At 53.0% G+C, this 23,719-nt stretch carries 16 protein-coding genes and 2 pseudogenes; 3 read left to right on the top strand and 15 right to left on the bottom strand.

Annotated features, from left to right (window positions below; genetic code table 11):
• From RC73_RS20825 to RC73_RS17415, 4 genes and pseudogenes are all read right to left on the bottom strand, one after another.
• Nucleotides 1-308, bottom strand: a pseudogene (locus RC73_RS20825) (hypothetical protein); the annotation flags it as partial.
• Between the two features lie 417 nt (nt 309-725).
• A pseudogene (locus RC73_RS20230) lies at nt 726-866 on the bottom strand (IS256 family transposase); the annotation flags it as partial.
• 76 nt (nt 867-942) lie between these two features.
• A complete protein-coding gene (locus RC73_RS17420; RefSeq protein ID WP_039035851.1) occupies nt 943-2,592 on the bottom strand; it encodes a ShlB/FhaC/HecB family hemolysin secretion/activation protein in 1,650 nt (549 codons plus the stop codon).
• 156 nt (nt 2,593-2,748) lie between these two features.
• Nucleotides 2,749-3,969: a threonine/serine ThrE exporter family protein gene (locus RC73_RS17415; protein ID WP_039035850.1), complete on the bottom strand. Its 1,221-nt coding sequence runs from the start codon at nt 3,967-3,969 to the stop codon at nt 2,749-2,751.
• Nucleotides 3,970-4,184: 215 nt separating this feature from the next.
• On the opposite strand from RC73_RS17415, the gene RC73_RS17410 reads away from it, so the two are divergent.
• Both RC73_RS17410 and RC73_RS17405 read left to right on the top strand, forming a co-directional pair.
• The gene (locus RC73_RS17410) at nt 4,185-4,589 is read left to right on the top strand and encodes an MAPEG family protein (protein ID WP_039035849.1); all 405 of its coding nucleotides are present in this window, start codon (nt 4,185-4,187) and stop codon (nt 4,587-4,589) included.
• A gap of 175 nt (nt 4,590-4,764) precedes the next feature.
• Complete coding sequence (locus RC73_RS17405) at nt 4,765-7,122, top strand: YgiQ family radical SAM protein (protein ID WP_039035848.1); 2,358 nt, start codon at nt 4,765-4,767, stop codon at nt 7,120-7,122.
• A gap of 92 nt (nt 7,123-7,214) precedes the next feature.
• On the opposite strand, the gene RC73_RS17400 is transcribed toward RC73_RS17405, so the two are convergent.
• From RC73_RS17400 to speFL, 5 genes are all read right to left on the bottom strand, one after another.
• Complete coding sequence (locus RC73_RS17400) at nt 7,215-9,923, bottom strand: DEAD/DEAH box helicase (RefSeq protein WP_039035847.1); 2,709 nt, start codon at nt 9,921-9,923, stop codon at nt 7,215-7,217.
• Nucleotides 9,924-10,198: 275 nt separating this feature from the next.
• On the bottom strand, nt 10,199-11,353 hold the full coding sequence (locus tag RC73_RS17395) for a porin (RefSeq protein WP_039035846.1): 1,155 nt from the start codon (nt 11,351-11,353) through the stop codon (nt 10,199-10,201).
• Between the two features lie 76 nt (nt 11,354-11,429).
• The gene (potE, locus tag RC73_RS17390; protein WP_039035845.1) at nt 11,430-12,749 is read right to left on the bottom strand and encodes a putrescine-ornithine antiporter; all 1,320 of its coding nucleotides are present in this window, start codon (nt 12,747-12,749) and stop codon (nt 11,430-11,432) included.
• Between the two features lie 58 nt (nt 12,750-12,807).
• Nucleotides 12,808-14,973, bottom strand: a complete 2,166-nt coding sequence (gene speF, locus RC73_RS17385; protein ID WP_039035844.1) for an ornithine decarboxylase SpeF — start codon at nt 14,971-14,973, stop codon at nt 12,808-12,810.
• Nucleotides 14,974-15,243: 270 nt separating this feature from the next.
• The gene (speFL, locus tag RC73_RS21505; protein ID WP_405130428.1) at nt 15,244-15,342 is read right to left on the bottom strand and encodes a leader peptide SpeFL; all 99 of its coding nucleotides are present in this window, start codon (nt 15,340-15,342) and stop codon (nt 15,244-15,246) included.
• A 441-nt stretch (nt 15,343-15,783) separates the two neighbouring features.
• Between speFL and RC73_RS17380 the strand changes: the two genes are divergently transcribed.
• Nucleotides 15,784-16,110, top strand: a complete 327-nt coding sequence (locus RC73_RS17380; protein WP_039035843.1) for a YkvA family protein — start codon at nt 15,784-15,786, stop codon at nt 16,108-16,110.
• Nucleotides 16,111-16,214: 104 nt separating this feature from the next.
• Here RC73_RS17380 and RC73_RS17375 read toward each other — a convergent pair whose 3' ends face one another.
• The 6 genes from RC73_RS17375 to RC73_RS17350 form a co-directional block, all read right to left on the bottom strand.
• A complete protein-coding gene (locus RC73_RS17375; RefSeq protein WP_039035842.1) occupies nt 16,215-18,113 on the bottom strand; it encodes a methyl-accepting chemotaxis protein in 1,899 nt (632 codons plus the stop codon).
• A 75-nt stretch (nt 18,114-18,188) separates the two neighbouring features.
• Nucleotides 18,189-19,247, bottom strand: coding sequence for a porin (locus RC73_RS17370; RefSeq protein WP_039035841.1), 1,059 nt, complete (start codon nt 19,245-19,247; stop codon nt 18,189-18,191).
• Nucleotides 19,248-19,350: 103 nt separating this feature from the next.
• Nucleotides 19,351-20,316 (bottom strand): formate dehydrogenase subunit gamma, encoded by a 966-nt coding sequence (locus RC73_RS17365; protein WP_039035840.1) that lies wholly within the window; start codon nt 20,314-20,316, stop codon nt 19,351-19,353.
• An 18-nt stretch (nt 20,317-20,334) separates the two neighbouring features.
• Nucleotides 20,335-20,958 carry a TorD/DmsD family molecular chaperone gene (locus RC73_RS17360; RefSeq protein ID WP_039035839.1) on the bottom strand — a complete coding sequence of 208 codons (624 nt, stop codon included), beginning with the start codon at nt 20,956-20,958 and terminating at the stop codon, nt 20,335-20,337.
• Nucleotides 20,955-21,503 (bottom strand): 4Fe-4S dicluster domain-containing protein, encoded by a 549-nt coding sequence (locus tag RC73_RS17355; protein ID WP_039035838.1) that lies wholly within the window; start codon nt 21,501-21,503, stop codon nt 20,955-20,957. The genes RC73_RS17360 and RC73_RS17355 overlap by 4 nt, the downstream gene beginning before the upstream one ends.
• A gap of 11 nt (nt 21,504-21,514) precedes the next feature.
• Entirely contained in the window at nt 21,515-23,716 is a 2,202-nt protein-coding gene (locus RC73_RS17350; protein WP_039035837.1) for a molybdopterin-dependent oxidoreductase, read from the bottom strand.
• Nucleotides 23,717-23,719 lie beyond the last annotated feature (3 nt).

The following is a 23,719-nucleotide window of genomic DNA, read 5'->3' as shown; positions in this document are numbered from 1 at the left end:
CTTGATAATAAAACTTTAGCGATTAATTCTCCTTTCTGAACCTTCGAACCTCCTTTTACATAAATACTTTCAATAGTACCAGAGCGACTGGAATAAACTTTTATAACACCTGAACTAGGCACTAAAAAACCTTGCACCGTCTCTTTACGAGAATACTCAGAAAGGAATAGAAATGAAATGCAAGTTGATACAGTGAAGAGAAGAGGAAAAACGATAAGATACACGGATATATGTTGAGCTAGGGATATACTCCCCAGTAACCTCTTGCTGGAATAATCAAGTGCTTCTTTTCTAAAGAGTCCGTTCATTTAATAGTTCCATTTTTGGTTATTAAATCTGAACATCAAAGAGTTTTGAACGTACGTCAGAATAATCACGTATCAGATAAATTGTCAAATTAAATATTCAATAAACATCAACTGGTCATACCTTGCGGGTGGTGTAGCTTGTTTACCGAATGGGTGGATATTAAAAACCTTGGCTTTACCGAACAAGTGAATATTTAATTAACCGTCACTAAACTGGTAAAGTTAATAATTAATATCAAAACACATCAGAGTATAGTTAATTACAGTGTCAATTTGATGTTGTTTTTCTAAATCAAGAATTTATAAAGACGTTTTGAACAGGTCGTTGAACGAATAACAACTGCCTTAAGGTATTGTTCGGTTTCGTCACCATCATCCCTTAATGCATACCTAAACCCAGAATTTTGTTTATTGCCGATGTTGGTCGAGCTCAACATTGAGGGCCGCTTCAGTAAGCTGTTTAATGAGTGGGGTGAGAATACCATCTTTGCCGGTCAGGTCTTTACCTGCACGCAGAGCTTCAATGGCGGCTTCCATGTCGAATGTAGGTTTGGTCATTTGAATATCCTTTTGGGTGTATATTACTCAAATGACACAGATTTATGAACACTACCCTGAGGTGGGCAAAGTCAGCCTAGAAACTCTGCTTCACTTGAAAGCGCCACTCCCAGCCGTCCACTTCATCGCCCCGGGTAAAGGGCACGCTGAAATCTATGTGGGCGACATGACCATAACTGGAGCGGGAAGAGTAGACTCTGGCACCTATACCGACTGAGCCTATGGGGCCTGAGACTTCGTTGTCATTGGCCATGGCACCACCAAAGGCCTGACCGACATCGATAAAGGCGGCCCAGCCCAATTCTGCCAGTTGGTAGAGGTTGATATTGGGGTAATAACGGATTTCGCCGGTCAGCAGCCATTGATTATCACCGTGCTGGTAGTCGTTGGGATAACCGCGAATGCCGGTTTCATCCCCCAGCGCAAAGGGACGGTCGATATAGTTGTTGTTGGAGTTGGATAGCCGCACCTTGGAGTAGGCGGTCCACTTGGGGGTGAACTTATAGAAATACTCGGCGGCAACATTCACTTGATAAAAGTCCCGTTGCCGGGTGGCCAGGGTGGCTTCACCGCCAAATGCCAGCAACAGCAGCTCCTTGCCTTCAAAATAGCCGCGACTGCTGCGCCAGTTGAGGTGATAGCCCAGGCTATCACTGTCTTTGGTTTCCAGCCCCAATTTAACGCTGTGATGCCAGCCGAGGTTGAAGTCTTCGTTATAGTTGACCAGGTGAATATTGGTCAGTACCCGAAAATCATCCTGCAAGTATTCCCATTCTACCCAGGGGTAGAGAAAGTCTCTGTCCTGAGGCAATGGCTGCTGCGGGTATTGAGGCAGGGCGTAAAAGCTGTGCTTATCCTGGGTAACTCCAAGGCGTAATCTTTGTCGGCTCTGGTTTTCTTTGGCGAACATGAAGCCCCAGTAGAGGTTGCGATAGCGGAGCTCTTCATTGAATTCGTTGATGTCGAGGCCGTTTTGGCGAATGGTGTCGATTCTGTCTTCATCCAGATACTCGGCGCCGTAGGCGCGGGTGTCGTCAAGGGTATAGAAAGGCTTGTCAAAATACAGCTGTTTGGCCTGACCATCGCTGTTGTCATAGAAGTTGGCCGCTACAGTGGCGTTTTTGATTATGTTCAGCGGCATTTCGAATGCCACCTTGTAGCCGGTTCTGTCCTCGTCGGATTGGTACTTCAAACGGGTGCGGATCCCCAGACCCAGAATATTGTCGTCTTTCAATCCGACAGAGAAGCTGTTGTTGCCGCCGCTGCGTCCCAGGCTGATGGTGGGCAGCAGCGACCATTGATCCCAGGTTTCTACCAGCAAGGTTTCACCATCAGGCTGTTGATCGGCGCTGGGGTCGGCCTTGACCACAGAGATCTTGGCGTCTCTGAGATAGGGCTCACGCCTGAGAATTCGCTGCGCTTCTTCCAACTGCCTTGGGGTCACTTCCTGCCCTTCCTGAATACTGAGGCGATTGAGGATCACCGATTCCCGGGTATTGATATGCAAGGTGTTGGCCCAATTGTGCAGGAAGATGGCATTCTTGGCTGACTCGTCGAAAATCGGGTTGCTGACCACCACAATATTGCCAACCTTGAACCGCTCAGGGAGTGGATTTTGGCCTTGGGAAGACGAGGTGGTGCCATTGCCTGCGGTGCCGGTTTCGGCCAAAACGGAGAGGCTGGCAAACAGGGTTGCCAGAAGCAAGACACTGCGGCTTATTGCCATAGACTGCCTCCTCTCGGTAGTGAATATAGGGCTGATATTCACACTTCAATAACACAACCGAATAGGCGGTTAGTCAAGAAGGCTGGCGAAATAAAGTAATGATTTAGCTTGTAATAAACTATCTTTCCCCGGCGCTAATGCCCACGGCAGCTGCATTTAGAGAGTATTTCTCGGCGGCACCACCACGTTGGAGAAGATGAGCCCGGCGATCAGCGACATGAATATCAGAAAGATCTGCGACCCCAGATGCGACTGGTTCAACATGGTTTCACCCGAGATAAGCACATTGAGGCCGATATAGGTCTTGGAGCCAGGCACCAGGATGACTATCCCTTGCAGCAGGGCGATGGAGGCCGGTGCCTTCATCCAGCGGGCAAACAGGTTGGCGTAAATACCCACGGCCAGGGCGCCGAAGAAGATCCCCAGAGAATCCCCCAGATAGAGGCCGCCGAACATGGCAGAGAAGAAGGCCACAATACCCGCCAGTACGCCCCAAGGGGCATCTTTGAGCCTGGCCTTGAAGATAAATACCAGCGCCATGGAGAGGATGGGCACCGCCGACCAGATGGCCCAGCGAGGCAGTGGTATGGGTTCGATATAGAGGGATTCTCCGAACAGGGCATTGCCTATTGCCACGCCGAGTACGGCACCGAAGTAGAGCTTGAACAGCAGCATTACCGCATCCATGATCCTCATGGTACCTGACATAAGATCCCTTGCCGCCAGTTCGGCCAGGCCCAGGGTCAGTGCCAGGCCGGGAATAAAGACGATGATCCCCGACAGCACCACCACGGGGATATTCAGCCCGGCATCCAGTTGCGCCAGGCCGCAGGCGGCGAAACCGGCCAGCATGGCGGCCAGGGGTTCCAGCAGTTCGGCCATCCTTCGCGAGCGCTCGGCGCTGAATACCAAGCCATAGACCAGCATGCCTATCAAGGCCGACCAGAATACATCATTCCAGCTGCTGCCCATCAGCATGGCAAAGGCGGCGGCCGAGGTACCAAAGGCGCCCAGGGTTAACATAGGGCCATAGGGATTGGGCTTGTTGGCTATCTCATCCAGCCGTTCCAGCGCTTCACTCAGGCTGCGTTGCCCCAGGCTCAGTTCCTGCACCAGGGCGTCGGTGCGGGCCAGCGAACCCAGATCCAGCTCGCCGGGTTTGACCCTGGCAACATGGTTGTATTCCTGATCTGTGTCGTGCTGTAGCACAAAGGTCATCGAAGTGGGGGAGATCAGAAAATAGCCTTCGATGCCGAGCGTCTTGGCCACTGTCTGCAAGTGGGTTTCGAGCCGATAAGCCGGGGTGCCGAACTTATGCAGAGCCTTACCCAACTTGATGATAAAACGGCGCTTTTCAATGAATTCTTGATTATCCACTCGGTTTCCCACTGTGCCCTTGATTGGATGGACGGCTTTTGGCCCGCGCGGATTCTACAGCAAGGGTAGTGAATCCGGTTAATGACATTTTAAAAATTATTTCCTTTATGTGAGCCTAAGTGCAAGCTTGTTGCGTTAAGGTTGGTGTGCGCACCTGGATTTTGTGGGGCCAATAGGGGCTGAATAGAGAAGGTTAAAAAGGAGAGTTTGAAATTATGTCATTGTTTATATCGGGTTTTTATGCCGCTCTGACGGGGCTTTTGGTCTTGGTTTTGGCCTACCGGGTGGTAGGGCTGCGCCGTGCTTACAAGATAGGCCTGGGCGATGGTGGTAACGATGCACTGTATCTGGCCAACCGGGTGCACGGTAACCTGCTGGAAAATGCCCCGATAGCCTTGCTGCTTTTGGTGCTGGCCGAAGCCAACGGCATGGCCGGCGTTTGGTTACATCTACTGGGGACGATTTGGCTGGTGGCCAGATTGCTGCATGCCATAGGTCTGACCCAGGGCAAGGGCGGTTACCACCCGGGCCGATTCCTCGGCACCTTGTTCACCTGGATAAGCATACTTGTGCTGGCGCTGTTTAATCTCTGGCAGTATGTGGGGCGCTTGTTGCTCTGAACCCGAGAGAAGCCACAATCTAAGTAGGGCCTTGGCTTGCAGGCACAAGCAAGGGGTACAAATAGTCGGCAGTTGGTGAAAAATCAGTCACACTTAACCCGGCTAGCCTGTTATACTCCGCGGCCCTGAGGCAGCGTGGCTGCCGTGTGTCGAATCCTCTGATGGTCAGTCTCAAATGCAAGTCGAATCCAGCTTATTTCAGTATCCCAAGTATTGGGCCGAGTGTTACGGCACGGCTCCCTTTCTGCCCATGTCCCGTAAGGAGATGGAACAACTGGGATGGGACAGCTGTGATGTGATCCTGGTGACCGGTGATGCCTATGTGGATCACCCCAGTTTCGGCATGGCGGTGATTGGCCGTTTGCTGGAAGCGCAGGGATTCAGAGTGGGGATCATCTCGCAGCCGGATTGGTCCAGCAAAGAGGCCTTTATGAGCCTGGGTAAGCCGAATCTGTTTTTCGGGGTCACTGCCGGCAATATGGATTCGATGATCAACCGTTATACAGCCGATCGTAAACTGCGCCACGACGATGCCTATACCGCAGGCAATGAAGGCGGCAAGCGCCCGGATCGCGCCGTGACTGTATATACCCAACGCTGTAAGGAAGCCTTTAAAGAGGTGCCCGTGGTCATAGGCGGTATCGAGGCCAGCCTGCGGCGGATTGCCCACTATGACTATTGGTCCGACAAAGTGCGCCGCAGTGTGATTTTTGATGCCAAGGCCGATATCCTGATCTACGGCAATGCCGAGCGGCCGCTGGTGGAAGTGGCGCACCGTCTCGCCAAGGGTGAAACCATGGCGCAGATGCAGAATATCCGTGGCACAGCGGTTATCCGAAAAGAGCCACTGCCAGAATGGCGCGGCATGGACTCGCGCAAGATAGATCAGTTGCATAAAATTGACCCCATCCCCAATCCCTATGGCGCCGATGATGTCGGCTGCCAGAACTTGTCCGGGCCATCCGACAAGAAGATCTTCGACAACGATGCTCCCAAGCCCATCAGTGTGCAGCCACCCAAGCCAAGACCCTGGGAGCAGACCTATGTGTTGCTGCCGGCCTTCGAGCGGGTGAGTGAAGACAGATACCTGTACGCCCATGCATCGAGGATTTTGCATCAGGAGCAGAACCCAGGTTGTGCCAGAGCCCTGTTCCAGCCCCACGGCGACCGTGGTGTTTGGGTCAACCCACCGGCCTGGCCGCTCAACACAGATGAGATGGATGCGGTATTCGACTTGCCTTACGCCAGGGTGCCACACCCGGTTTACGGCAAGGCCAAGATCCCGGCCTACGACATGATCAAGACCTCAATCAATATCATGCGAGGCTGTTTCGGTGGCTGCTCATTTTGCTCGATAACCGAGCATGAAGGGCGGATTATCCAGAGCCGCTCGAAAGAATCCATTATCAAAGAAATTAAAGATATACAGCAGAAAGTGCCCGGCTTTACCGGGGTAATTTCCGATCTCGGCGGCCCAACGGCCAACATGTATCGCCTCGGCTGCAAGAGCGAAAAGGCCGAAAAGACCTGTCGGCGCTTATCCTGTGTCTTTCCCGGCATCTGTGGCCATTTGGACACAGATCATCAGCACACCATAGATCTGTACCGCGCCGCCCGGGATGTTCCCGGGATCAAGAAGGTGCTGATCGCCTCCGGCGTGCGGTATGACCTGGCGATTGAAGATCCGCGTTACGTTAAGGAGCTGGCCAAGCACCATGTGGGTGGCTATCTCAAGATAGCACCGGAACATACCGAAGAGGGGCCTTTATCCAAGATGATGAAGCCAGGTATGGGCACCTACGACAAGTTCAAGGAGCTGTTCGACCAATACTCGGCTGAAGCGGGTAAGCAGCAGTATCTGATCCCCTATTTTATTTCCGCTCACCCGGGCACCACGGACGAGGACATGCTCAACCTGGCGCTGTGGCTCAAAGAGCGTAAGTTTAAGCTGGATCAGGTGCAGAACTTCTACCCATCGCCTATGGCTAATGCCACGACCATCTACCACACAGAGCTGAACTCGTTGAAAAACGTCAAACACAGCAGCGAACAGGTGCCGGTGGCCAAGAAGGGGCGTCAGCGGCGACTGCACAAGGCCTTGCTGCGTTACCACGACAGCGCAGGTTGGCCGCTGATCCGCGAGGCGCTTATCGCCATGGGGAAACAGCATCTTATCGGCACCGGGCCACAGCATCTGGTGCCCCCGGAAGGCCGCGCCGAAGCCTGGGCCGGTAAGCATAACCGCAAGGGGGCCGACAAGGGTCGCCAGGGACTCACCCGTTTCAGCGACAATCAGTTTGCAGAGCGCAGCGGCAAAGCCGCCAAGGGTAAGTCCACCGAAGGGGCCAAAGGCGGTAACAAGGCCGGAAAAGGCAAGGGCGGCGACCACACAACAGGCCAACCGACAAAAGCTAAAGGCTCCAAGCCCGGCAGTGGCAAAGCCAGACCCGGAGCCAGGCCCGTCTTTGGCCATGCACAAAGCCATGCTCAGGGTAAAAATCAGGGCAAAAGTCAGGGTAAGAAACCCAAGTAAGAACTCAAGCGCTATCCATTATCACTAAAATGGAAAGCAGGAGCGCTGAGCCAAGGGGCCGCGCTCCCTCCAACACTTCTCAGAGGCTATCCCTAAGTCTCTGCGCCGGATAAGGTCCTTACCTGGCCAAGCTTACTGCGAATGCGTTCGATACAGGCACTGGGATTTTTCAACCAGAGTCCATAGCTGATGGGCAACATGGGCACCTTGGCCCGCTGCAGTATCTTGTATGTGTCCAGTTCAAAAAAGTCCATCCAGGGGCCGGGAAAGCCGATGAGATCCAGCGCCAGATACTCGCCCTGCCAGCGGCAGAGGATATCCACCTCTGTGCCGGCTAGCTCATAGCCTGGCCAGGTTTCGATATTGTGCCCGGCCAAGGCGTCACAGAGCTGGCGCTGAAACTTATCAAGGTGATCATTTTGCCTGTGCCGAGCATTGAATTGACGGCTGGATTCCAGATAACGGCGCAGTAAGGAATGACTCGGCAGTTCTTGGGCCGCTACCGAAACAAACAGGTGCTGTTGTTCCCGGGCGCGGGTGATGGCCACATTGAACACATCTTCACGGTTGAGGTATACCGCGGCTCTCTTGCTCTGTGGGTCAACGGCGAAGGAGAGATACATGATGTCGCGCTCCTCCCCCTGAAAACCAAAGGGGGTGTCGGCCCGCAGGCGATACTTTTCCAGTTCGGTGGCGGAAAACTGTTTGAATAAAGCATCGGCCAGCGCATCGGCCTGAGCCCTAAAAGGCGATAACACTCCCAGCGACTTGGTCATTCCCGCTTGCTCGCAGGTGTCTATCTGCTGCCTTATCAGGTTGCACAGTGCACTGATTTCAGCCTGGTTGACTCCCTGTTCACTGCGCTCGCCCATCACTGAGTGCAGATGCAGATGGCCGCTGCTGGTACAGGGTCTGTGCTGCATTATCCGCAGCCGCTGCTGATAAAACTGCGAGTTGCTGAAGCTGATAAGCTCGGGAGCGCTGCGAAAGTGTTCATCGAGAAAGGCGACCTGCTGCTGGGAGGCTATCTGCTCGGCCACCAGATCCAAAATTGATTTATCGCGATAGCTGCAGATGCCGGGTTGCGCTGTGGAAACGCCATGCAGTTGTTGCAACGCCAGCTCTTTGCTGCGGGACAGGAAGGAGATATGCCTGAGCTGCTTGCCATCGCCGACCACCAGTGCCCGTTTGGCCCGAAACAGCGCCGGTAAGGCGCTGGTGATATTGCTCTGGCTGGCTTCATCGAAGATAACCAGATCGAATAGTTCCCGCTGCAATGGCAATACCTTGTGTAGGGTATTGAGGCTCACCAGCCAGATGGGAAATGCCTGCTGCAACACCTGGTAATCCAATGTATCGAACAGTGCAAACTGCCGCTGTGAGGTGCGGGAACGAATCGCCTGATTGAAAGTTTGCAGCTGTTGCCTGTGGTTGTTCAGCAAATCGGCGACCCGACTGGCTTTGACATTTTGCAGTAACTTGGCTGCCAGCGCCTCTTTGGTTGTCAGGCTATCGTTCAACTCATCCAGGGTGTTCCAATGTTGGCTCAGGTTCTCCATGTTGTGGCCAAACAGAGCAAGATAGAGCTGTAACAACCAGCGCCGCTGTGAGTGTTCCAGTTTGTGCAGCCTTTGACCGCGGCGAATGGCGCGACGTAAAAATCGCAGCAGCCGGCGTTCTGAGTTGTCCAGTTGCCGGTTCAATATATTGAGCTGGCTTTCCAACTGCCTCGGCGGGGTAAACTCAGGGGAATGATAGCCGTCCAGCAGATTGCTGAGATAATCCTTAAGCTGTTTCAGGAAGGCCTTTTGTCCCGCCCGCAAGCTGATGTCCTTGAGCCCGAACTGGCTCTCAAGCTTGTCGTTGATAACATCGAGTGCATGCTCGTTGTTGGCGACGATCAGCACAGACTCGCCCCGGGCCATATGCTCGGTCGCGACGGCGGCTATGGTATAGCTCTTGCCGGTTCCCGGCGGCCCGACAACGCAGCCAAGACTGTGGCCGGCGCCTATTTCCAGCACTTGCTGCTGTGCCCGGGACAGGAGGCAGGGCAGGTACTGGCTTTTGAGCTGGCGCTTGGCTTCGGTCTTGGGGGGCAGTTGTGCTCCCATCAGATTCTGCAGCGGCGCCGAGAGTTCGGCCGCATTCATCATGGCAGAGATCTCATGCAGAATACCGCGGCTGGCGCTGGGGCGTTTCAGAAACACCAGTGCCGATGCCGGCACCAGAGTTAACTTACGTTTGCGGGTCAGGCGGGCGAGGCTGTCATAGCCTGTCAGTTTGGGAAATCCCAGCAGCCCCAGGGCATCTATGTTCTGGTGGCTCTGGCTCAACAGCGAGGTCCAGCTGTCGGGGCGCTCGGGAGCGAAGATGGCATCAAAGCCGGCTTCCATAGTGTCTTCCGGCAGTAACAGCCGCAGCAAGGGTTCGTTAATCTGCAGTGCCCCCTCTTTGAGGGAAACATAGAAGCTGCCGTTATCCTCTTCCAACTGGGCATCTTTAAAAACCAGAGGGCTGAGTACAGTGCGTGTCTGCCCCTCTTCCTTTAATTGGCCGACCACAAAATGGGAAACATAAAGCAGTTGGCGCTCGCGTTGGTACATGGCGATTCTAGGCAGGAGTTGCGCCCCGGCTTCATGGGCGATTGGCTGTCTTGGCAGGAAACCCGAAAGCAGCGAGTCCTCGCCCTCAATAAACAGCCTGTCTTCCTGGTTTAGTTTGCCAAGGTGCCACAGATTAAGATCGACACAATCTTCCTTATAGCAATCCTGGTAGTAAGCGAGTAATGGTTTGGCGGGCATAACTTTGGCTACTTTCTTTGCGGTGGCGCGGCTGCGTCCACTGAAGCCGCGGGATGGCAAGTATCCTAACGGTTTAGGCTTAAGCTTTCCAGAAGTGCGCCATGATGTCAGTCGCTTGGAATTCTTGGTCGGATCCGGTCGGAACGCGCGGTAATTTAGGCTGTTGCAAATAAAAAAGACCACCCTGGAAGGAAGTGGGTTCAGGGTGGCCGAGCGTGCCTGGCAAAAGGAGGTTGCCAGCAATGGAGCGGGAGTGTGCCGCTATAGAAGTTCAGTTAAAAGAAGTAGTTGATCCCCACGGCGAAGTTATTGTCCTGGGCGGCATCTTCGGCCGGGTCATCCATGTCGCTGAAGTCCAGCTTGGCCTCAAAGAACATCACTGTGTCTCTGCTGTATCTGTAGTGCAGACCCAGCATGGCAAATTGGCGACGCCAGTTCCCTTGAATGGCGCTGTGTTGATCTGTATCCAGATCTAGGTAGCTCAACATGGCGATGGGCACAAAGCCGTTGTCGTATTGGTAGGCAACCATCAGCTCGGCGCCGGTGGCGTCGTAAAGTTCACCGCCAACCAGTTCGTTGTTGTCACTCTTGTGGGCGTTGAAACCCACATACAAACCGCTGGCTTCACGGTTGGGTGCATAGTGATAATAGTCACCATACATGGCACCTATGCCTATTATCTGGTTGGTCACCTTGAGTTCAGTGCCTTCCAGGTGGCCGTCGATATCACCACGGTTGAAGCCGGCCAGCAGCTTGAACTTGTCGGTGACGCTGTAGGTCAGGCTGGCACCGTAGCTGGAATCAAAGTCCAGTTCAGAGTTGGCCAGTGGTTCGCCGTTGCTGTCCTGTACCGAGACCTCACCATCTTGCTTGGCGGCGTATTGCAGTGCCAGATGCAGCGGGCCAAAGTCATTGCGGTACTGGAATGCGGCATCGGCGCGCCCGGTCCCTGTCAGACCACCATCACCGAAGGTGTAAGCACCGACGGCATAACCGGCCACGACATTGGGTAAGTCTGTGGTACCGGCCACGTCATAATAGGCGCCCCACTGTTTCCCGAAGGTTAGGCTACCCCAGGTATCGTGGGACAGACCGACATAACCCAGGCGGTTGTTGAGGAAGTCATCGGTTTTCTCGGCAGCCAGTCTGCCGCCCTGTAGCACCAGATTGTCATCACTGGTGACCATGTTGATGCCCCATTCGGTGACGGCATAGGCGGTCCAGCCATTGCGTTCTTTGCGCTCGAAGCTCAAACGTATTCTTGATGTGTCGTCAATCACTGAGGTCTCGTGGCCATCATTGTAGGCGGCGAAACCCAGCCAGCCGCTGATGCCAAAGCTGTTGCTGTCATCCTTGTACAGCTCGATTGCCTGGGCTGAGCCGCAGAGCAGCAGCGCAGGGATTGCCAGCGCCAGTATTGTCTTGTTCATAGTCCACCTCATCCAATATTGTTATTGATTTAACTTTTGGGTGGCGCGCACGCCGGGGAGTGCGCGCCCGTACGCCTTAAGCGTGTTTCAATTGCTGTTTGGCATTTTTGTTGGAGATGACGCCGAACAGGGTCCAACCGAAGAAGGTGGCAATAGACCCCAGCATCACAGCGGTTTCCCCTGAGCTATAGAGGGCATAGAAGCTGTACAGGGCACCAATTACGGCCATAAAGTTGGCAATTCGGGCCTGTTTTACAGGGATATTCAATTGCTTTTGCATCACACCCAGAGCAGCCATGGAAAGGATATAAGGGATGATGTTGGTGACCACGGCCAGGTTAACCAGCGCCTCAAACTGTTTGCTCAGTGAGGGGCTGATGGTCATCAGTGACAGTACGGTTTGTATAGAGACTATGATCAGCATGCCGACAACCGGGGCGTCTTTCTTGGTCACTTTGGAGAAGGCTTTAGGGAAGAAACCTTCATCGGCAGATGACTTGAACACCTGGGCGATGGTGAACTGCCAACCCAGCAGGGAACCGGTACAAGAGATGATGGCGCAGGCCATGACAATGGAACCGATAGTGGGGTTGAACATCTGCGCGAAGGCCAGACCGAAAGGTGCATTGGACAGCGCCAGCTCACCGTTGGGCACAATACCGGCGATCACATTGGTAGAGATGATATAGATAACCGCTGCACCTATGGTGCCGCCCATTACCGCGATAGGCACGTTTTTCTCTGGGTTCTCTACTGCTTCAGCGTTGGCGCAGGCAGATTCCAATCCCAGGAAGGCCCACAGTGTCATGGCGATTGAGCCACCCAGAGCCTTGAAGAATGGCATGTCGTGGGGGTTCCAGGCCGCCTTGTACAGGTCTAAATCGAACCAGTACCAACCTATGATGGACACCCCGATAACCGGAATGATAATCCCCCACACTGTGATACTGGATACCTGACCTGTGATGCGGGCGCCACCGAAGTTAGCCACTGTGGCCAACCAGAGCACACCTATGGTGGACAGACAGATGGCTATGGGGCTGAGTTCGACACCGAACAGCACGGCACCATAACCCACAGCGGAAATCGCGATGGCCACGTTGGCGATCAACAGAGATACCGCATAGGTATAGTTGGCCATAAAGTTGCCACTGCGACCGAAGGCATACTCGGCATAACCGCCCATACCACCGGATTTTTTGCTGAACATACCGCACTTGGCAAAGGCGTAGGCCAATGCCGTTGAACCCGCCGCTGTCACCAACCAGGACAGAATTGAAATCGTTCCCACCTGAGCCAGCTGGGTTGGCAGCATAATGATACCTGAGCCCATCATGTTCACTATGGTGAGTATGGTTAGCTGAACCACGCCAATTTTATTATTTGCTTTGCTCATAATTATTTACCTAAGTCATGTTGCCAGGTGGCGGGGCGCCATGCCCCGCCGCTTATGGTTAAGCTTTCAGGACATAGCCCATGGCCTGTTGCCGGCCTTCAGGGGTTTGTTCCAGATACACACCCTGCAGCTCAGGTGAGAAACCCGGCAGCAGATTGATCCCTTCTTCCAGGGCGAGGAAGTAACGTTGAACTGCGCCGCCCCAAATCTCGCCGGGAACCACACAGAGCACTCCCGGTGGATAAGGCAGGGCGCCTTCAGCCGCGATGCGACCTTCCACCTGTGACAGGGGCACCAGCTCCACATTGCCGCGGATAAACTCTATGTTGGCTTCCTGTGGGTTCATCATGGCTTTGGGGAAGTGAGCCTGACGGAACATCTCTTTTTGCAGCTGTTTTACGTCATGACTGACATAGAGGTCATGCATCTCCTGACACAGCTGGCGTATGGTGTAACCCTGATAGCGTTCCTTGTTGGCGTTGTAGACATTGGGCAACACTTCAGACAGCGGCGCATCTTCATCGACCAGTTTCTCGAAGCGGGCAATCTGAGATACCAGATGCTGCATCTTGGCCATGTTTTCGGCCGGGGTGATCAGGAACAGAATCGAGTTGAGGTCACACTTCTCCGGAATGATGTTATTTTCACGCAGGAAGTTGGCCAGAATCGTCGCCGGAATACCGAAGTTGGTGTACTTGCCGGTTTCGGCATCGATACCCGGAGTCGTCAGCAGGAACTTACAAGGGTCGACGAAGTATTGGCCTTTCTCATATCCCTCGAAGGCATGCCATTTCTGACCGGGTTCGAATTCGAAGAAGCGCAGGTCATCGGCCATCTGTTCGGTTTCATGAGCCTGCCATGGGGTACCTTCTATCATTGGCGGAATGAACGGCTTGATATATTTGCACTTTTTCAGCAGCAGTTTACGGGCTTCGATACCGGCTTTCACCGCCTCACGCCACAGGAAGCGGCCACTGGCGCCTTCGTGCATCTTGGCGTTGACATCCAGTGCGGCAAACAACGGGTAGAAGGGGCTGGTGGAGGCGTGCAACATAAAGGCGTTGTTGAAACGTTTATGGTTGCAGTATCTGTCCTGGCCTTTGATATGGCTGTCTTTCTTGTGGATTTGCGAGGTTTGTGAGAAACCGGCCTGCTGTTTGTGTACCGACTGGGTCACCAGGATCCCCGGATCTTCTGCGCTCAGCTCCAGCAACAGCGGTGAGCAGTCGTTCATCATGGGGATAAACTGCTCATAGCCCACCCAAGCGGAGTCAAACAATATGTAGTCACACAGGTGACCTATCTTGTCCACGACCTGACGGGCGTTATATATGGTGCCGTCGTAGGTACCCAGCTGGATCACCGCCAGGCGGAAGGGGCGCTTGGCATCGGCACGGCTGGGGTCAACCTTGCGTACTTCTTCACGCAGATAGTTTTCGCTGAAACAATGGGCATCGATACCGCCGATAAAGCCGAAGGGGTTACGGGCGGTTTCCAGATAAACCGGGGTAGCACCGGCCTGGATCAGCGCGCCGTGGTGGTTTGACTTATGGTTATTGCGGTCAAACAGTACCAGATCGCCCTTGGTCAATAACGCATTACACACCACCTTGTTGGAGGCCGAAGTGCCGTTGAGGACAAAGTAAGTCTTGTCGGCATTGAATACCTTGGCGGCATGCTTCTGGGCATCACAGGGGGCACCTTCGTGGATCAACAGGTCGCCCAGTCTGACGTCGGCGTTACACATGTCGGCGCGAAATACTGTTTCACCAAAAAAATCAAAAAACTGGCGGCCAACCGGGTGCTTGCGGAAAAACTGGCCGCCTTGGTGTCCTGGGCAAGCAAAGGTGGAGTTACCCATATCGACATACTTTTTGAGCGTGCCGAAGAAAGGTGGCAACAGCGCTTGCTCATATTTATTGAGTGCAGTTTCTACCTGTTTGCCGTAAAACGCGGTACTGCTGCTGGCGCAAAGCTCGAATACGCCGGTAATGGCAGAGCAGATATCATCTGGGAAGGTTTCTTCACAACATACGGCGACGAAAATGGGTAGCTTTAGGCCTGTATTGTTGATTTTGTCGACTATGCCGTTATTAACGTCTGTTACTGAAACAACCACGGCACCAATATCGCAAAAATCGGTAGTTAATACGTTGACAACTTCTCTTTCAGTATCAAAACAAGAACGAACAGATAAACTTGCTGCAATTTTTAATGATTTCATAAAATAACCTTGTTTAAAAAAGTCAGCAGGGCTCGTATCGGAAAATAAATTCCAATATTAAAATTTAGATAAAGTCAGCCCTGGGCTGATATATTCAAGCAGCGATATTTCAGTAAGGCGTAGAGATACCATGACGAATGCTTCGTCAGAGAATAAGGTATAAGAAAGCCTTACCAATACACGTGCAGGATATTACCGGCCGAGTAAAAGCAACTAATTGTATGTGTTGGGGATACTAAGGAGATGGATGCGCGGAGCAGCCTATCTCCATTAGTTGGAGAGGGCTGTGGCAGGGAAAAAGAAAGCGTGGTCAAAATAATCACGATGGGTCGGCATCATGATATGTCGGGTGCGCCTTATATGCGCCATGATTTTAGACTTTCTCTTCATATACTGCTCCGTTACGTCTAGAGAAAAGCACTGGTGATAACTTAATGGCGAGTTTATATCTGGGCAAAAAATAAAAGTATGAGCCAAGTCATAATTCTAATTAGTTGTTAATAATTGTATCTGAGTGATTTAAAAAATTATTGTTTTTAATAACTTGTATTAAAAATTTACACCTTATAGTTATATTTGGCGTGGATAATTAATGATATGGTAATTATCTGAATTAATTTTTTATGTGTTACGAAATGCCATTGTTGGATTCTTATCTACTTTTATTGAATTAACATTCGGTCAGCCAGGGTTGTTGCACAAAGGTAAATAAGTGGGTTGATTATTCCAATAATGATTCTTTTGAGTGATGCTTGACGTTAGCCAGGTCAGGGTTGAATACTGTCCTTTTTATTGGTTGTGGAGAGTGAGATGGAACAAGAGCAATACAGCGACAGTGGTTTTTGGGCCAAGCTCAAGGATTACGCCAAGCAGGCTGGTCGGGAAGTCGTCCAGAAGGCGCTCTGGCTATACTACGCCGCCCAGAGGCCAGATACCCCAAAATGGGCCAAAGCCGCAATATTTGGTGCCTTGGCCTATTTTATTACTCCTTTGGATGCCATTCCGGATCTGACCCCTTTGGTGGGTTTCAGTGATGATCTCGGTGCTTTGGCGGCGGCACTTGCCATGGTGAGTCTTTATGTGAACGCCGAGGTGAAACAGGAAGCTGATCAGACGCTGAAGCGTTGGTTTGACTAAACGAGTACCCTTAAGCCGGTTTTATACTAAACCTTGTTTAAGGGTTTGTCTCAGTTGCCGTTGGGAAAGGGGGCTTCGGGTGTAAGCCCCCGTGATCTACTTGTTTAACTGAGTTTAAATTGCCCCACAATCTGTTCCAGCTGTTGGTTGGCGGTGGCCAGGTTGGCGGTTTCGTTACGGCTGGCTTCACCGCTGCGAGCCAGCTCGTTGGCCATTTCGCAGATAGCGCTCATGTTACGGGTAATCTCTGCCGAGACCGAGCTTTGCTCTTCGGCGGCGGTGGCTATCTGAGTATTGAGGTCGTTAATCTGATTGACCGACCCGCCTATGGTATCGAGGTCTGTAGCGACTCTCTCTGTGGTTTTAGCTGTTTTCAGGCAGGTTTGTTTGGTTTTCTCCATCGAGTGGATCGCACTATTGGATGCCTCTCTGAGATTGTTCAGCGTTACCTCAATTTCTGCGGTGCTGTCCTGGGTGCGCGCCGCCAGAGCCCTTACTTCGTCGGCCACCACGGCGAACCCTCGTCCCTGCTCACCGGCTCGCGCCGCCTCAATGGCTGCGTTGAGCGCCAGTAGGTTGGTCTGATCCGCGATATCGCCGATGACCTTCAACACCTGAGTGATATTGGTGGTATCCCGGTCGATTTGACCTATCTGGTTTGCGGTATGCTCAACTTCCCTGACCAGGCGATTGACCGTTTCGGTCGCCTCGGCAACCACTAGTTTAGATGCCAGAGCCTGTTCGTTGGTCAACTGAGTAAAGGAAGCGGTTGTGCTGCCATTTTGGGCGACATCGTTGGCTGTGGCGCTCATCTCTTCCACTGCGGCGACAATTTGTTCCGTTTCTCTGGTGTGCGCCGACAATATCTGGCGATTGGTCTCGGTTTCTGTGTTGAGCCGTTCAACGCCACCTGAGATGTGTGTCGAGGCCTGCATGACTTCCTGCATCATGGCTTGCAGGTTAGCGATAAACTGATTGATCCCCTGGGAAATTTGCCCCAGATCATCTTGGTTGTGTATCTTGAGCCGTTTGGTGAGATCGCCATTGCCTTTCGATAACTCGGTGACCATAACCTTGAGGGACAAGATAGGGCGATAAAGCAGAGATAGTACCCCGAGCAAGATAGTAATGGCACACAGCAACATGATGGCAGAAGAGATTATGGCGTTTTTCAGAGCCTGATCCACCACCGCATAGGCGCCCGACTTATCCACGCTGATGAGCAGATACCACTGTTTGCCGTTGACCAAGGGAATTGCTTTAGAGAATGCGAGCTTATCGACGCCATCAATACGGTATTCCTGCATCATCTCATCATTGCCAAGCAGCTTCTGCTCCACCTGGGGGAGGCCAAAATCGCTAAAGTGGCTGCCGGTCACCAATTGGGGGGACTCCGAAGCCAGCACTTTACCTGTCTGATCCGTGATAAGGGCTACCGCGCCCGGATAGTCTATCGCGCTAACAACCTTATGAAGATAGGTGAGTTCTATGTCGCCCAGAACCACGCCATTGCCCAAGTTTTTCAAGATGGAGATCACCTTGTTGCCGGTACCATCGTCGGTATAGATATCGGTGACATCGAGCTGGTTGGTGGCCTTCCCTTGTTGATACCAGGGGCGTGTTCTGGGGTCGTATTTCCCCGCAATCGCTCTGCCGTTAAACCACTTATCGCTGGTCTCTGTGGAATAGGCGCTGCCGTCATCGAAGCCGAAGTAGATGCGGGCGACCCCGGTGAGATCTGTGGTGAGGCGTGCGGTGCTGGCGTAGCTGTCCCGATAGCTCCCTTGGTGGTAGTGTCGGGCCAGTTGATCCATTGCCTGGGCTTTGGCGCCAAACCAGGTGGCGACTTTATCGGACTCATTGCGGGTAACGCTGGTGAGCTTGTCGTTGACCCCGGCGATGGTGGCCTCTTTGATTTGGATATAGGAGAGCCAGTTTGAGATCAACAGGCTAAGGACGACTAAAGTGACCATAGAGGCCACGAGTGATTTCTTAAATCCCATTTATTGCTAACTCCATGATATGCGCTGAATAGAAGAGGCCGGAGTCGGCCTCTTCTGGAGGGCGTCTGGTTAGGGTTAGCCTTTCCAATTCAGATCGAAGTCGTAGCGAATGCCGAAGGCAATGCTCTTGTCGGTAGCGCGTTGTTCGTTGTCTTGCTGCAGATATTCAAGGTGCAAGCGCACATTGCTGGCAGGATTCCATTCCAGGGTGGTGTTGAAGCCCTGATAATCCAAGCTGATATCGGACTCCAGGCCATCATCGAAACGGAAGTAGCCCAGCTTGAGTTTGTAGTCCTGTGACAGGGGAATCGCCAGCGCGGCATCCAGGGTGCTGCCGTCCCTGTCTTCGCTGCCAGTCAATTGATAGTCTTTGTACTGGTAGGCGAGCGCCAGATAGATGCCGCTGTCGAAGCTGTAGGCCACAGCGGCGGCGCTGGTCTTATCTTTGCCGGTTTTCAGCTCACCTTCGAAATTGTCCTGTTCCAGATAGCTGACCCCCAAATGTAACCCCTGCCAGTCAAAGCCCAGACCGGCGTTGATGGCATCGGCGCCGCTGTTATCTCCCTCACCATCGAAGCGTGCCGAGGCCATCAGGGTAAAGTGCTGCAATTTGAACTGATACAACGCCAGATTGTCGGCAAAGAAGGGGCTTTCCTGATTGTAGGCAAATGGGCTGTTGGCGTTGTTGAATATGTCTGTATATTCGGCTACCAGGGTGTATTGCACCGGCCGTTGGCGGCCGAAGCTGAGCTGACCATAGGGGGAATCCACCCCGGCAAATGCCAGCCGGGCATCGCCGAAGCTGCCATCACCATTGAGATTGATTTTCCATTCACCTTGAGCCAGTAAGGCCCAGCCGGGGGCAAATTCGGTGCGGCCCTTGACGCCGATACGGGACAGGGCATCACCCACATCCCATTCATCTGTGATGTCACTGTCGCTGTAAACCAGAGTAGGACGCAGTGAACCATAGAGGCTGAAGCTGCTGTTTTGGGCACTGGAGCTGACTTGTTGCTGTTCCAGACGCTTTAGCCGTTGGTCGAGCTCTTGCCAATCGTTGTTGCTGCCATTATCGGCTGCCATTGCTGTCAGCGGCAGGGCACAACCGAGTAAACATAGGGTAGATGTTCTCATCTGTTTGTCCCTCATTTGGGTATAGGGATCCCCGACCCGTCAGGGCCGCGGCTATCATAGGTTTGGGATGCCCTCCCCCGGGAGCAGGAGGAGGGCGTGGGAGTTATTTGCCTTTTGAGAGGCTTTTGTACCAGAGGTTGTGGTGTTGTTTTGCCCAGTTTTCGTCACACTTGCCGCTGAGCATACATTCCATACCGCCTTCAGAGATCACTGTGGCCATATAGATATGCACTACGGTAAAGGCACCGAGCACAAAAGCACTGACAAGGTGGAGGATCAATGCCAAATTGGCACCGTCTTTGGTGGCCACCAGGCTTGGGAACATGAGCACCAGACCCGAGCCGACCATCAGGGCACCGAACAAGGCGAAACACCAGAACCAGAGTTTTTCACCGGCGTTGGCAAAACCGGCATCCGGATGCTTGCCTTTGAAGGGGCCGAAGTTCAGGTAACCGCCAACCACTTTGAGCCAGCCGATATCACAGGCTTCCGGCAGTTGTTTACCGGCCCATTTGACCACCATGACCGCCCATCCCAGGATGAAGGGGAAGGCCATCAGGTCGTGCAGGGCTACCGAAGTGCCGATAAAGCCGGTCCAGTGGGAGGCGCCCATGTTGGGTTCCAGCCAGAAGCGGCCGGCAACCATGATAAGGCCTGTGATGATCAGCAGCAGGCAGGCGATAGCGCCGACCCAGTGCACCAACACATCCATGCCACTCCAACGGTCGACCTTTTTGCCGGAAAAGCCCTGACTCAGCTTGGCTTTGCCATTGATGGCCACGAACAGTGCCAGCAGCACTATCATGCCAAAGAAGCTGTAGCTCAGGAGGTCGGCCCACCAGGAGGCCGGCGCCAGAGTATCGAGATACCCTTGATTGACGGGGGGCAGAGCATCCGGGAACTGAGCTTGTTGCGGCATACCCCTGAGTTCGGGGATATCGCCCTGAATAGCCACTTCCTGTATAGGTTGCCACTGTTGTGGTTCGGGTTTCAGAGTGTCGGCGGCCAGCAGCGGTAAGCTGAATACTAAGGCCACAGCACCTGAGATAAAGGCATTCAAACTTTTCATGTCAAATCCTTAAACATCTTAATGATGCTTTGCAGTCGGAGTCTCGACCCCGGAATTCTTCAGTCTGGAAGTGAGGAAGTCTTCCAGCACCTGGGCATAGCAACGCCAGAAATCCTGCCGTGCATGTTGGCAGATCCCTTCAGTGAACGCCTGATACCAGGTGCCAAGATGTTGCTCGAGGAAGACTTGCGCCAACTGTTCCAGCTCATCGGCCGCGGCCGGATCTTCGTTTTGTTGCTGATGGCGCAGGGCCTCAGCACAAAACAGAAACTCCAGCTCATTGCCTATGTAGTCCGCCGGTTCGTTGAACCTGGTATCTATCACCAGTCCCAGCTGTTGATAGAAGTCGGCGACTTTCATGGTACGGTCCGTATTCAGCTGTCGACCGACATCGCGGTAGACAGATTCATAGGGTGGCACCAGCAATTTGGTGGGGCCGATACACATACGGTTGAAGTCACACTCAAGTTCCAGTGGCTCTGATTGCCATTGTTGGGCTTCCTGAAGCAGCTCTGGGTAGCGCTGCTCCTGTTCCAGCCAGTCGATAAGCCGCTTGAGCGACTCAGGGCTCGAAGGGGTAAACAACATCCCCTTCAAGGCCTGATAGCCTTTGGCGACCGGACCGAGGTCGAGGTGTGTCATGGTCGCTCCTTGATGATGACCATATTGGGCTTGGTGATGCAGTCGCCGTAACCTACGCCTTGCTTGCTGGCAGAAGGTTTCTGGGCCAATACCTGCTGTATTCTGTCGGTATCCAGACACTTGACCGGACAACCGTCGACACAGGCAGGTTTGAGCCCCTGATCGATAAGCTCAATACACATGTTGCACTTGGCAGCCTTACCATCGGTTTTCAGCATGACTACCGCATCATAAGGGCAGGCACTGACACACAGGCCACAGCCGGTACACTTCTCGCGATCCAGTACCACCAAGCCATCGTCACGCACTGTATAGGCTTGAGACGGACACACCATGAGACAAGCCGGGTTGCCGCAATGCATGCAGGAGTGGCTGAGCCACACGTCTACCATGCCGTCGTTACGTTTGACTTCGTAACGGTCTACCTTGCGAAAGCGCACGTCTTCCGGCAGTTCGTTATGGATCTGGCAGGCTATGGTGCAGGCCTGGCAGCCGACACAGTTTTCCTGTCTGAAGACGAATCCGAGTTGATGTTTGTTTTCCATGAGGATCTCCTTCAGGCTTTGGCCATTGCCACGCGGGTTGAGTGGTAGGCCGAGCAGCCGCCCATATCGGTCAATTTATCTGTGGTCAACGAGTTGGTGCAGCCATCAGTACCGTTGGGGTTGAGTCTGAGCCAGTTACACTTAGGGGTCATTAGTGAGCCCTCTGGCACACCTGTGGTGACCATGGCAACAAATTTAGCTTCGCCTCTGTGGTTGCTGAGTTTGACTGTATCGTTGTTGACAATGCCGTATTGCTGGGCATCTTTGGGGTTGATTTTGACGTAGTAGGCTGGGATGGCGCGGATATATTTCACGTTGTAGAAGGAGCTGTTAACCCGCTGTGGTACCCCGGAAGAGAGTAAGCGGAATGGCAACTCGCGCTCTTTGGGTTCCATCTCATCCTCTGGCAGGCCCCAATCCAGTACTGGGTGGAAACCGGCATCGGCCATCAATTGTGAACTGAACTCAATCTTGCCGCTTGGAGTTTCATATTTACCGTCGGCCAATACAGGTTGAGGAATGTCCAGCTTGATGTACTTCTCTTTCATCAAGCGGTCGTAAGTCACCCCTTTATAGTAAGGTGAATCTGTATCCAGTAGCTCGTGAATGATGTCATCGTTGCTGGCCTGGAAGGCAGGATCTTCAAAGCCCATTGCCTGACCCAATTCGCGGAAGAAGGTCCAGTTACACTTACATTCACCCAGAGGCTCAATCACCTTCTGGCATACCTGCACATAGTAGCCGTGGTAGTCACCGACAATATCATCGGTTTCAAACTGGCTGGCGGCTGGGACTATGATGTCGCAATACTGCAGTGAGTCAGTCATCACCATGTCGTGACCGACAACAAACAGATCTTCGCGCTTCATTCCCTCGATGACAGCATTGGTATCAGGCGCGACCACCACAGGGTTACCGTTATAGATGATCATCCCGTGGATAGACTTACTGGGCTTATCGTGGCTGGTGGGGTTAGTTGGATGCAACGCCTTGGCCAGCTCAGTCATATTGATGCGCTGGGCATCCGGATTCGGACGCATATATTTGCCGCTGGCTTGATATTGGTTTAAACCACCGCCCGCATGAACGTTGTCATAGATAAGGCCGTTGCCGCGTTTACCGAAGTTGCCAGTGACCGCGAGCAGCATGGCAACCGCGCGGGCCATACGGGCGCCGTTGAAGTTACGTTGGAAACCGTAACCCATACGCAGCATGGTCTTTTCGTTTTCACCCAACACCTGGGCAAACTCGAACATCTTGGCTCTGGGTACTCCGGTAATGGCTTCGACTTCATCGTAGCTGATTTCATCGAGGCGCTTGAGTAACTCGTCGTAGCCTACAGTTTGCTCGGCAATAAACTTATGATTAATAAGATCTTTTTCTACCAGATACTTCATGATACCGGCACACAGTTGTACGTCTGTGCTGGGGCGAGGCTGCAGGTAGATATCGGCCTGGGAACACAGCGGAGTGCGCTGCGGGTTGACCGCCAGTATTTTAGTACCGCGATCCCTGGCTTCGTTGATAAGTTTAATGGCTATGGTGTTGGAGACCACTTCGTCGTGTCCCCAGTTCAAATAGACGTCACTGAGTACTACATCTTCAGGATCCGGGCCAAGGAAAGTGCCGTAGAGCGACTTGAGACCATCATAGGCGGCGTAGGTACATACCTTACGTTCCAAAATGGAGGAGCCGATACGGTTCCAGAAACGTTCACCGGAGGCCGACATGCCGATGGCACCATAGTTGCCTGAGTAGCTGTAGGGCAGAATCGCTTCAGAACCATGCTCGTCGATGATCTGCTTAAAGCGGCTGGCAATCTTGCTGTAGGCTTCGTCCCAGGTGATCCGGCGCCATTTGCCTTCACCCTTCTTACCGACCCGCTCCATGGGGTGCAGAATACGGTCGGGGGCATAGGTGTATTGCACGTAGCTTTGTCCTTTAAGGCAGGGAGCCTTACCGGTCTTGGCCTGTTCCTCAGCGCCGGTGACGTAAGTCATTCGGCCATCCTGAACCCGGAACTTAAGCAGACAGCGGGCGGCACAGTTACGCAGACAGCTATGGTACACGACTTTACCATTGCGCTTGGCTAATAATCCTGAATTGGCTCCCGCCTCTTTGGCATTGGCTACGCCGGGAGTCAACCCTGACAGGGACGAAAGCACGGCTGTGGCTCCGGCCCCCTGTAGAAATGTGCGTCTATTGATTTTCATAGT

Source organism: Shewanella sp. ECSMB14102 (genome assembly GCF_000813075.1).
GTDB classification, from domain to species: Bacteria; Pseudomonadota; Gammaproteobacteria; order Enterobacterales; family Shewanellaceae; genus Shewanella; species Shewanella indica.
This window is presented reverse-complemented; position numbering and strand designations above follow the sequence as displayed.